11 protein-coding genes are annotated in these 9,851 nt (G+C 71.5%); 5 read left to right on the top strand and 6 right to left on the bottom strand.

Translation table 11 applies throughout. The features are described from left to right. Nucleotides 1–61: 61 nt before the first annotated feature. From ABZ806_RS18290 to ABZ806_RS18280, 3 genes are all read right to left on the bottom strand, one after another. Entirely contained in the window at nt 62–592 is a 531-nt protein-coding gene (locus tag ABZ806_RS18290) for a hypothetical protein (protein WP_500218479.1), read from the bottom strand. 79 nt (nt 593–671) lie between these two features. After that, on the bottom strand, nt 672–1,061 hold the full coding sequence (locus ABZ806_RS18285; protein ID WP_131944560.1) for a hypothetical protein: 390 nt from the start codon (nt 1,059–1,061) through the stop codon (nt 672–674). Continuing rightward, the gene (locus ABZ806_RS18280) at nt 1,058–1,297 is read right to left on the bottom strand and encodes a ribbon-helix-helix domain-containing protein (RefSeq protein ID WP_067634493.1); all 240 of its coding nucleotides are present in this window, start codon (nt 1,295–1,297) and stop codon (nt 1,058–1,060) included. The genes ABZ806_RS18285 and ABZ806_RS18280 overlap by 4 nt, the downstream gene beginning before the upstream one ends. A gap of 137 nt (nt 1,298–1,434) precedes the next feature. Here ABZ806_RS18280 and ABZ806_RS18275 point away from each other — a divergent pair, with 137 nt between their 5' ends. Continuing rightward, on the top strand, nt 1,435–2,349 hold the full coding sequence (locus ABZ806_RS18275; RefSeq protein ID WP_500218478.1) for an SMP-30/gluconolactonase/LRE family protein: 915 nt from the start codon (nt 1,435–1,437) through the stop codon (nt 2,347–2,349). Nucleotides 2,350–2,389: 40 nt separating this feature from the next. Here the strand turns inward: ABZ806_RS18275 and ABZ806_RS18270 are convergent, their stop codons facing one another. Beyond that, nucleotides 2,390–3,268, bottom strand: a complete 879-nt coding sequence (locus tag ABZ806_RS18270) for an aldo/keto reductase (protein WP_500218477.1) — start codon at nt 3,266–3,268, stop codon at nt 2,390–2,392. A 462-nt stretch (nt 3,269–3,730) separates the two neighbouring features. Here ABZ806_RS18270 and ABZ806_RS18265 point away from each other — a divergent pair, with 462 nt between their 5' ends. Both ABZ806_RS18265 and ABZ806_RS18260 read left to right on the top strand, forming a co-directional pair. Next, entirely contained in the window at nt 3,731–4,885 is a 1,155-nt protein-coding gene (locus ABZ806_RS18265; RefSeq protein ID WP_500218476.1) for a Cmx/CmrA family chloramphenicol efflux MFS transporter, read from the top strand. Nucleotides 4,886–5,039: 154 nt separating this feature from the next. Beyond that, entirely contained in the window at nt 5,040–5,798 is a 759-nt protein-coding gene (locus ABZ806_RS18260; RefSeq protein ID WP_500218475.1) for a TioE family transcriptional regulator, read from the top strand. 38 nt (nt 5,799–5,836) lie between these two features. Here the strand turns inward: ABZ806_RS18260 and ABZ806_RS18255 are convergent, their stop codons facing one another. Continuing rightward, nucleotides 5,837–6,730: a helix-turn-helix transcriptional regulator gene (locus ABZ806_RS18255; protein ID WP_500218474.1), complete on the bottom strand. Its 894-nt coding sequence runs from the start codon at nt 6,728–6,730 to the stop codon at nt 5,837–5,839. A 118-nt stretch (nt 6,731–6,848) separates the two neighbouring features. Here ABZ806_RS18255 and ABZ806_RS18250 point away from each other — a divergent pair, with 118 nt between their 5' ends. Together ABZ806_RS18250 and ABZ806_RS18245 are read left to right on the top strand one after the other, a co-directional pair. After that, a complete protein-coding gene (locus ABZ806_RS18250; RefSeq protein WP_500218473.1) occupies nt 6,849–7,844 on the top strand; it encodes an aldo/keto reductase in 996 nt (331 codons plus the stop codon). Nucleotides 7,845–7,968: 124 nt separating this feature from the next. Then, a complete protein-coding gene (locus tag ABZ806_RS18245; protein ID WP_500218472.1) occupies nt 7,969–8,622 on the top strand; it encodes a TetR/AcrR family transcriptional regulator in 654 nt (217 codons plus the stop codon). Here the strand turns inward: ABZ806_RS18245 and ABZ806_RS18240 are convergent. Continuing rightward, nucleotides 8,531–9,724 carry a glycosyltransferase 87 family protein gene (locus ABZ806_RS18240; protein ID WP_500218471.1) on the bottom strand — a complete coding sequence of 398 codons (1,194 nt, stop codon included), beginning with the start codon at nt 9,722–9,724 and terminating at the stop codon, nt 8,531–8,533. The genes ABZ806_RS18245 and ABZ806_RS18240 overlap by 92 nt on opposite strands. Nucleotides 9,725–9,851 lie beyond the last annotated feature (127 nt).

The raw sequence follows: 9,851 nt of genomic DNA, 5'->3' as shown, positions 1-9,851 counted from the left end.
GTTGTTGTTATGAGCAGCCGCATAACAACAACACGCCGCAGGTCAACGCGACTGGGGAGCCTCAGCGGGAGTGTGCGGGGGTGGGGTGGGTCTTCTGCGGCTCCTGGAATGCCTGGTTGGCGGCCTTCGTGTGGAGTTCGTCGAGGAGTGCGATCTGGGCGGTGGCGCGTTCCAGGAGGGTGCGCAGGCGGTCGGCGTCCAGCCCCGGTTCGTGGTCGGCGGCGGTGAGCAGGGTGCGCCATCCGGCGGCCTTGCCCTCGACGGCAAGGCGGAGCGCCTCGACCTCCACCAGGTCGCTGAGCGGGGAGCGGCTGATCAGCCGGCCGTTGAGCTTCAGCCGGCCGCCCTTCTCGGCCGCCCACACCGCCATGCTCTTGTACCGGCGGGCCGGCATCCCCAGCGACCGCAGGATCGACAGCAGTGCCCCGCGGTCGGCGGCGATGTCGCCGGCGAGGCGCTTCAGCCGCTCCGCGTCGGCCGTGTCGCGGTGCGAGCGCGCGACCCGGCGGGCCAGCGCCACCCCGCCCGCGGCCGCCGCGAAGTGATCGGTCAGATAGATGTGCAGCAGACCCCGGTCGCCAGATGTCGTCATGCGGGCCCCGTACCCCGGTCGAGCACCGTAAACGGCATACCGGGCGCGACGGGGGCGACGAGGGCGCCGGGGACGGCTGTCAGGGGATCTGCTCGACCCGGACGCCGGGGACGGCCTCGTAGACGTCGGGGTCGGCGGTGATCAGCGGCCAGCGCCGCCAGCGGGCGGACCACGCGGCCTGCGCGGCGTCCATCCCGAGGTTGGGGATCGTGGTCACGAGCAGCCCGGTCTGCTGCGCGATCACGTCGTCGAGGTCGTCGACGTGGACGACCTGCATGCCGGGCAGGCGCTCCAGGACGGTGCGGCCGTGGTCCGGGACGATCTGCCACGCGCGGGCGAGCGCGGTGGCGGGGATCACGATGGTCGCGTGCTGGGCGATGGACGCGCGCAGCCGGGCGCGGACGTAGATCGTCTTGCCGGTGGCGAGGTCCAGGAGGGCGGTCGCGTCGAAGACGTGACCGGTGATCACGCGACGTCCCGGCGGTCCGGCGCGCCGCGTTCGACCAGCCGGTCCACCATGGCCTGCTCGTCCGGGCTCGGTGGGCCGAACAGGTCGTCGATGGTCGAGGAGTCCCGCAGGAAGGCCAGCTTGAGGCGCGCCCCGTCCGCGAGGAACCCGGACACCGAGGCGATCTTCTTGTCCTCGGCGAGCCCCTGCAACGTGGCGGCAAGCTCGTCGGGCAGCGTGATGTTGAGTCTCGCCATGCGGCACACGATACACACTCGGAAGCTCTCCAGTGTGTACTGGGCGGGTTCGCCGGATCGCTGCGGGGGGAGGTGTCGATCCCGGCCGAGTCCGTTCGTATAGCGGGTGGGACACCCGCGAAAAGGAGGAACGGGCGATGAGTGAGGTTCGGACACTGCTGGACGGCCGCGGGCTGGTGGAGTCGCCGCGCTGGCACGGTGATCGGCTGTACTTCTCCGACTGGTCGGCCGGCGAGGTCGTCGCCTTGGCGGGCGACGTCGAGGTGGGCGATGCCGAAGCGGGCGGTGCCGAGGTGGGGGGCGCCGGGGCCGGGGGTGCCGGGGCCGGGGGCGTCGAGGTCGTGGCGCGGGTGAAGTCGCTGCCGCTCTGCACCGCCTGGCTCCCGGACGGCCGGCTCGTGCTCGTCTCCTCCGCGGACGGCCTGCTGCTGCGCCGGGAACCGGACGGAGCCCTGGCCGTCCACGCCGGCCTCGGCCGGGCGGCCTGGAACGACGTCGTCGCCGACGGGCGCGGCAACATCTACGTCAACGAGGTCGGCTTCGACCCGATGACAGGGGAGTCGTCGAATGAGGGGTCGGTGTGGCTGGTCGCGGGGAACGGCTCCGTCCGCCAGGTCGCGGACGGCATCGCGTTCCCCAACGGGATGGCGGTGACGTCCGACAACACCACGCTGATCGTCGCGGACTCCTACGGCCACAGTCTCGTGGCGTTCGACATCGGCGCGGACGGCACGCTGTCGGGCCGCCGGATCTGGGCCGATCTGGGCGAGGGCGCCGCCCCGGACGGAATCTGCGTCGATGCGGAGGACGCCGTCTGGTACGCAGACGTCCCCAACCGGTGCTGCGTGCGCGTCGCCGAGGGAGGCCGGGTCCTGCGGACCGTCCGCCTCGACCGCGGCGGCTTCGCCTGCGCGCTGGGCGGCCCGGCCCGCAGAACCTTGTTCATCACCGCCGCAGAATGGCGCGGCATGACCGAGCCGGACCCGGTGACGCCCGGATCCGGCCGGATTCTCGCCACCGAGGTGGACGTCCCGGGCGCCGGCTGGCCATGACCGTCCAGCTCCGCCGCCGGATCGTCGGCGTCCTGTACCGCTACCGCTGTACCTTCACGGCGTCGGCCGCGGCGTCGAGGCGGCGTCGCTGGTGGTCGTTCAGGTGCAGGGCCGCCGCGGCGAGGTTCTCCTCCAGATGCTCGATCGACGAGGTCCCGGGAATGGGCAGGACGACCGGCGAGCGTTCGAGCAGCCAGGCGAGGGCCACCTGGGCCGGGGTGGCGCCGAGTTCGCCCGCGACGTCGGCGATACCGGTCACATCCGTGTTGCCGCCTGCCGTGGTCGCCGGGTGGACGGGCCGCCAGGGCAGGAACGCGATCCCCGCCTCGGTGCAGGCATCGAGGACCGGGTCGTGCTCGCGGTCGAGCACGTTGTAGCGGTTCTGCACGCTCGCGATGTCGACGATCCGCCGCGCCTGGCCGAGTTGGGCGACGGTGACCTCGGACAGCCCGATGTGGTCGATCTTGCCCTCGTCCTGGAGCTCGCCGAGCGTCCCGACCTGGTCGGCGAGCGGAACCTCCGGGTCGACGCGGTGCAGTTGGAGCAGGTCCAGCCGGTCGACGCGGAGCCGGCGCAGGGCCCGCTCGACCTGGTCCCGGAGGATCTCGGGCCGTCCGCACAGGGCCGCGTCGCGCGGTGGGTCCGGCGGGACGACGCCCACCTTCGTGGTGACCAGCACCTCGTCCGGGAACGGGTACAGCGCCTCGACCAGCAGTTCCTCGTTGGCGCCCCAGCCGTACAAGTAGGCGGTGTCGATCAGCGTCACACCCAGTTCGACGGCACGCCGGACCACCGCAATCGAGTTCTCGCGCGCATTCCCGGGATCGGTCGGCAGCTTCATGGCCCCGAATCCGAGCCGCCGAACCTCGATACTGCCGCCGATAGGGAAAGTGGTGGACGTCATAGGCGGGTCTCCCATCGAGAAACCGTAACAGCGACTCCAGACGCACGAGATCGCCAGAGCGGGACGAGGATGCCGCGGCCTTGCCGGGATACCCGACAACGGCGCGTCGGAGGCCGCCTCGTGCAAGGAAGACCCCTTCCGCGGCTGGTGGCAGGGGTCGTTGGCGCCGTACGGCACAGGCGGTCTGCGCGCGGATCATTGGTGTGCGACGACGCGGCCGGGTTGAGTATCGTGGTCTGCATGAGGAGCCCCGAAGCGTCCAGGACGGGGGCTGTCGGTCACCCGTCAGCCCCGTGAACCACTGAAGCACTTCGGCCTGCCCCGCCATTCTCCGCACCGCCCAGCTCCGCACTGAACTGCGGTGTTCTGCTGCGGTGCGCTGCTCTGCGGTGTGTGCGGCCGGGCGGTCTTCCGGGCTGCTGACCGCGGTGACGAGACGACGATCCGCCCGTTCTCGCCTCACCTCGGAGCCATTCGGTGCCTCTTCCTCTCTACCTGCTCGCCGTGGCCGTCTTCGCCATGGGCACGTCGGAATTCATGCTCGCCGGCCTGCTGCCGGACATCGCCGCGGATCTCGGCGTCTCCGTCGGGACGGCGGGCCTGCTCACCTCGGCGTTCGCGATCGGGATGGTCGCCGGCGCCCCGCCGATGGCGGCGCTCGCCCGCAACTGGCCGGGACGCTCCAGCCTCGTCGGTTTCACCTGCCTGTTCCTCGCCGCGCACGTCGCCGGGGCCGTGACCGGGAGCTTCCCGGTCCTGTTCGCGACCCGGGTCGTCGCGGCGCTCGCGAACGCTGGATTCCTCGCGGTCGCGCTGGCGGTCGCCGCCACCCTCGTCCCACCGGACCGGAAGGGACGTGCGCTGGGCGTGCTGCTGTCCGGCACGACGGCCGCCACCATCGCCGGTGTTCCGGGCGGTGCGGTCCTCGGCGAGCTGCTCGGATGGCGGGCCGCGTTCTGGGCGGTGGCCGTCCTGTGCCTGCCCGCCGCCGTCGGTGTGCTGCGGGGCCTTCCCCCGCTCACGGGACGGTCGGACGCGGCGGACGGGCCCGAACTGCGGGTCGAACTCGCCCAGCTGCGGAGGCCGCGGCTGATCCTCGTCATGCTGCTCGGTGCGCTGGTGAACGCGGCGACCTTCGGAACGTTCACCTTCCTCGCGCCCATCGTCACCGGCATCGCCGGGCTGGCTCCGCTCTGGGTGCCCGCCGTGCTGGTGCTGTTCGGACTCGGTTCGTTCGCCGGCGTCACCACCGCCGGACGTCTGTCGGACAAGCGTCCGGGCCTCGTCCTGGCGGTCGGCGGGCCGCTTCTGCTGCTCGGCTGGGCCGCCCTGGGCACCCTCGCCGCGAACCCGGTCGCGTTGCTCGTCCTCGTCTTCGTCCAGGGGGCGTTGTCGTTCGCGCTGGGGAGCACGCTGATCGCGCGCGTCCTGTACGAGGCGGCGGGGGCGCCGACCATGGGCGGCTCGTATGCGACGGCGGCGCTCAACGTGGGCGCCGTCGTGGGGCCGCTGTTCGCAGCTGCCGCCCTCGGCACCGATCTCGCCGCCCTCGGACCGGTCTGGGCGAGCGGCCTCCTCGTCGCGGCGGCCCTTCTTCTCGCCCTGTCCTTCAGACGCGTCCTGACACGTTAAGCGGCAGCTCGGCTCCGGCCGCCCGGGGTCCCGGCCGCCCTGGCCCCGGGCGCGCGGCCGGAGCCGTGGCCTGAGCTGTCGGGAGGCTCTCCGCTGAATCAGTTGATACTTTCGGAGCGGTGCACAGACGGCCATGCTTCAAAGTCTCAAACGGGTGATCACTTTGCGACCGGTCGATCTCGCGCGGGAGCACGGCATCTCGGCGCAGGCCGTCCGCAACTACGAGCGGGACGGGTTCATCCCCTCGGCGGATCGCACCGCCAGCGGTTACCGGGTCTACACCGAGACGCACGCGGCGGCGCTCCGCGCCTACCTGTCGCTCGTCCCCGCCCATGGGTACTCGGCGGCCGGCCAGGTCATGACCGCCGTCCACGGCGACCGGCTCGACGACGCTCTGGCGATCATCGATCGGGGCCACCATCAGCTGCTCCGCGACCGGGACACCCTCGGTTCGGTGCGGCAGGCGGTCGACCACCTGACGGCGGAGCCCGGCACGGCCATGGAGCATCCCGACGACCCCCGTATCCGGACCATCGGGGACCTCGCGCATCGGCTCGGCGTCACCGCGGCGACCCTGCGCAACTGGGAGGACGCCGGCATCATCGTCCCGGCAAGGGATCCCGCCACCGGGTACCGCGTCTTCCGCGCGGCCGACATCCGCGACGCCGAACTCGCGCATCTGCTCAGGCGCGGGGGATACCTGCTCGACCACATAGCCGCCGTCGTCCAGCAGATCCGAACCGCCGGAGGTACCGACGCGCTCGCCCGGTCTCTGGACGACTGGCAACGAAAACTGACCGTGCAGGGGCTGGCGATGCTCAAGGGCGCCGCCCAGCTCAGCGACTACCTGAGCTTGCTGAATCCCGCCGCACTGCAACAGACCCCGCGCCACCCCGCACCCTCACACGGCTGACACCCCCGGCCGAACCGGACGAGGCGAAGACCGACCGTCTAAGTGCTCGTGCTCGGTGCGTCTCGGGCCGGGGCGGGCGAGGCCGGGGCCGGGGCGTCCGTGGGGAATTCCTCGATGCCGAGGACGCGCAGCAGTTCGAGCCGTTCGCGGGCCTCGGCGTCCGCCGGGGTGAGCACGAGCAGCTGCTGGCGGTGGTCGGGAGTGACGAGGGTCTCGCAGTCCACCAGCAGGCCGCCCACGCGCGGATGCCGCACGGTCTTGCGGTCGGCGCGGTGGACGGCGACTTCGTGCTGGGCCCAGAGGCGGCGGAAGTCGGCGCTCGCGGCCCGCAGCCGGTCGATGAGCCCGGTGACGACCGGGTCGCCGGCGCGGCGGCCGGCGACCGCGCGCAGGTCGGCCACGAGCTGGCGGGAGTGGTCCTCCCGCTGGTCCGGCGGGCAGACCGCGCGGGCGTCGGGCTCGGTGAACCACCGGTACAGGACGTAGCGGCGGTCGCCGGAGAAGCCGGTGTGGTCGCCCAGCAGGAGGACGGCCGCGCGGTTCTGGGCGAGGACCTCGCCGAGGTCCGACACGACGAGGGCGGGGGTGTCGCCGAGCAGGTCGAGCATGCGAACCAGCCCGGCGCGGGCCAGCCGAGCCGCCCCGTCGGCGGGCGGCGGCTGGTGCCCGGCGAGATGGAACAGGTGGCCGCGCTCGTCGTCGGACAGGCGCAGCGCACGGGCCAGGGCGCCGAGCAGCTGCGGCGAGGGCTGGCTGCTGCGGCCCTGCTCCAGGCGGACGACGTAGTCCGCCGACATGCCGGCGAGCATCGCCACCTCCTCGCGCCGCAAGCCCGACGTCCGGCGGCGGGGACCGGCGGCGAGGCCCACCTCGGCCGGGCGGATCGCCTCCCGGCGGCGTCGCAGGAAGTCGGCGAGCTGGTCACGTTGCATACCCCCATGGTCGCTCGCGGACGGCCGCGTTAGCCAGGGAGCGGCTCTCCCACGATGAACGCTCCGCTTTCGCACGTCCGGACACTGGCGCAGGGTTGAAGGCGGAAGGGAGAACATGATGCGGACACGGACTTTGGGCAGCGGCGGTCCGGCGGTTTCCACGCTGGGCCTGGGCGCTATGGGCATGTCGGGCGCGTACGGCGAGGCGGACCGCGCGGAGAGCGTCGCGACCGTCCACGCCGCGCTGGACGCCGGTGTCACGCTGATCGACACCGGCGACTTCTACGGCATGGGGCACAACGAGCTGCTGCTCGCCGAGGCGCTGCGCGGCCGTCGGCGGGACGACTACAGGCTGAGCGTCAAGTTCGGGATGCTGCGCGGGCCGGGCTCCGAATTCGGCGGTGTCGACGGACGTCCCGAAGCGGTGAAGAACTTCCTGGCGTACTCGCTGGGGCGGCTCGGCACCGATCACATCGACATCTACCGTCCCGCGCGGCTGGACCCGGCGGTGCCGATCGAGGAGACGGTGGGCGCGGTCAAGGAGATGATCGACGCCGGGCACGTGCGGCACCTCGGGCTCTCGGAGGTCGACGCGGAGACGATCCGCCGGGCGCACGCCGTGCATCCGGTCGCCGACCTGCAGATCGAGTACTCGCTGATCTTCCGCGGGGTGGAGTCGGACATCCTGCCCACGCTGCGGGAACTCGGCATCGGCCTGACCGCGTACGGCGTCCTCGGCCGGGGGCTGATCTCCGGACACTGGTCCGCCGGGCACTCCTCGGGGCCCGGCGACAGCCGGGGTGCGAGCCCGAGGTTCTCCAGCGGGAACGTGGAGCACAACCTCGCGCTCGTGGACGCGCTGCGGCGGATCGCCGAGGCGAAGGGATGCACCGTCGCCCAGCTGGTCATCGCCTGGGTGGCCGCGCAGGGCGACGACATCGTGCCGCTGGTCGGCGCCCGCACCCGCGAGCGGCTGGCCGAGGCGCTGCCCGCTGCGGAACTCGACCTCACCGCGGACGACCTCGCCGAGATCGAGAAGGCGGTGCCGCCCGGCGCGGCACGCGGCGAGCGGTACCCGCGCGCCGTGCTGTCCGCCCTCAACATGCCGCTCTGACCCCGTACCGTCCGACGAGGCCCGTACACCACGGCATTCGCGCATCCGTGTCACTCGATAGCTTGTCGCTCGTTAATCGGACCATGTGGTCACCTTAGGTAGACTGAGCGCAGGAAGGAGGCCCATGACCCGGACTACGCCGCCCGTCCCGTCGCGCAGCGACGCGGTGCGCAACCGCCGGCTGCTGCTGGACGCCGCGTCCAGGGCGTTCGCCGAGCACGGTGTCGAGGTGTCCATCGGCGAGATCGCGCAGTGGGCGGGCGTGGGCAAGGGCACGGTCTTCCGGCACTTCTCCTCCAAGGCCGACCTGCTGGCGGCGATCATGCTCGGCATGCTGGACGAACTTGAGGGCACCGCCACCGCGCTGCTGGAGGCCGACGACCCCGGCGGCGCGCTGCGGGACTTCATGGCCGCCGGGGTGGAGATCTTCGTCAGGGACCGGGCGTTCTGCGAGGTCGTCGGCCGCCCGTCCCTGCAGAGCGAGCAGGTGCGCGAGGCGATCCACCGCCTGGGCGACGTCGCCGAACGGCTCACCTCCCGCGCCCGGGACCAGGGCGCCGTCCGGCCGGACGTCACCGGCACGGATGTCGTCCTGCTGCTGAGCGGTATCCAGCACACGGCGGCGCCGCTGCTGGTCACCGAGCCGCTGGCCTGGCGCCGCTACCTCGAACTGGCCCTCGACGGCATCACGGCCGGCGACCGGCGTCCCCTGCCGTACCCACCGCCGCGTCGCCTGCCCCTGACCAGCCCGGATCCCGACCCCGACCGCGACCGCTAACGTTAGGAAGAGCGGGGATGGCGCGAAGTCGGATCGCCATGTGGGCCAGGAAGAAGGCACCGGCCAGCAGATAGCAGTTCGCCACCGGTGTCAGCAGTGCGTGGAAGCCGTATTCGAGCGGATGGCCGTTGTGGGGTGTCCACCAGAGTGGCGAGAGCGCGAAGACGGCGTAGATCGCCAGGGCGGTCTTGCGGTTGTTGTCGCGGAGTAGTACTGCCAAGGCGGGGATGACCCATACCCAGTGGTGCGCCCATGAGATGGGGGATACCAGCAGGCCGGTCATTCCGGTTACCGCCGTGGCGGCCAGCCAGTCGCCCCGTCGTGCCCATAGGGCGGCGATCGTTAGGCCGAATATGCCGATGGTGATGGGAATGGCGGTGTACCAGTCGCCTACCTCCGTCGTTCGCCACAGGATTCGGGTCAGCGCGCCGTAGGGGGATTGGTTGCTGATGTACGGGACGCCCACGCGGGACGTGTCGTAGAAGGTGTGCAGCCAGTAGGTGCGGGACGCGTCCGGGTTGATCAGGTAGGCGAGTGCCGTGCAGGTGGCGAAGGTCGCGGTGGCCGTGGCGGCGTCCCGTGTCCGCCGTGTCATCAGGAGGACGACCACGAAGACGGCCGGGGTCAACTTGATCGCGGTCGCTATGCCGATGCCGATTCCGGAGGGGCGGCCGAGGGCGGCCCGGTGCATGTCCGCGAGGACGAGAGCCAGCAGGAAAAGGTTGACCTGGCCCAGGAAGAATGTGTGCCAGACCGGTTCCAGAAGGAGGCCGGCGGCCACCACCACCACGATCGGGACGCGGCGGCCGGTCAGCCGGAGCGTCGTCCGGCATGCCCAGACGAAGGCCGCCAGCGAGGCCAGTTGCCACAGCAGGCGCGCGAAGGTCAGCGGCAGTTCGGAGAAAGGTGTGAACAAGGCCGCCATGAAAGGGGTGTTGGTGAACCAGTGGTCGGCGAGCTGCTCCTGGTAGAGGGCGGCGCCATCCGTTATGGCGTGGCCTCCCAGCCAGTAGATGCGGAAGTCCAGCGAGTCGTACCCGATGGAGAAGACCACGATTGCCAGGACTTGTATCACCAGCACCAATGACGCCGAGCGCTTCATGTCAAGTAACGGTGCCGGTCGCACCTGTCGGCGGTCATCGGGCTGTCGAACACATTTGTGAATGGCGCCTGTAGCCCGTGGGATTACGCCTCTGGGCCAATGTGCCCGGGAGGGGCCGCGGTTACGA

Source organism: Spirillospora sp. NPDC047418 (assembly GCF_040643275.1).
Lineage (GTDB): Bacteria > Actinomycetota > Actinomycetes > Streptosporangiales > Streptosporangiaceae > Spirillospora.
The sequence above is the reverse complement of the archived record's forward strand: the minus strand, read 5'-3'. Positions and strand labels throughout refer to the sequence as shown.

Excerpts from the sequence above, each read along its gene's own strand:
- ABZ806_RS18270 (WP_500218477.1), bottom strand. The coding sequence starts at position 3,268 with ATGGGAGACCCGCCTATGACGTCCACCACTTTCCCTATCGGCGGCAGT.
- ABZ806_RS18275 (WP_500218478.1), top strand. The coding sequence starts at position 1,435 with ATGAGTGAGGTTCGGACACTGCTGGACGGCCGCGGGCTGGTGGAGTCG.
- ABZ806_RS18245 (WP_500218472.1), top strand. The coding sequence starts at position 7,969 with ATGACCCGGACTACGCCGCCCGTCCCGTCGCGCAGCGACGCGGTGCGC.
- ABZ806_RS18250 (WP_500218473.1), top strand. The coding sequence starts at position 6,849 with ATGCGGACACGGACTTTGGGCAGCGGCGGTCCGGCGGTTTCCACGCTG.
- ABZ806_RS18255 (WP_500218474.1), bottom strand. The coding sequence starts at position 6,730 with ATGCAACGTGACCAGCTCGCCGACTTCCTGCGACGCCGCCGGGAGGCG.
- ABZ806_RS18240 (WP_500218471.1), bottom strand. The coding sequence starts at position 9,724 with ATGAAGCGCTCGGCGTCATTGGTGCTGGTGATACAAGTCCTGGCAATC.
- ABZ806_RS18280 (WP_067634493.1), bottom strand. The coding sequence starts at position 1,297 with ATGGCGAGACTCAACATCACGCTGCCCGACGAGCTTGCCGCCACGTTG.
- ABZ806_RS18290 (WP_500218479.1), bottom strand. The coding sequence starts at position 592 with ATGACGACATCTGGCGACCGGGGTCTGCTGCACATCTATCTGACCGAT.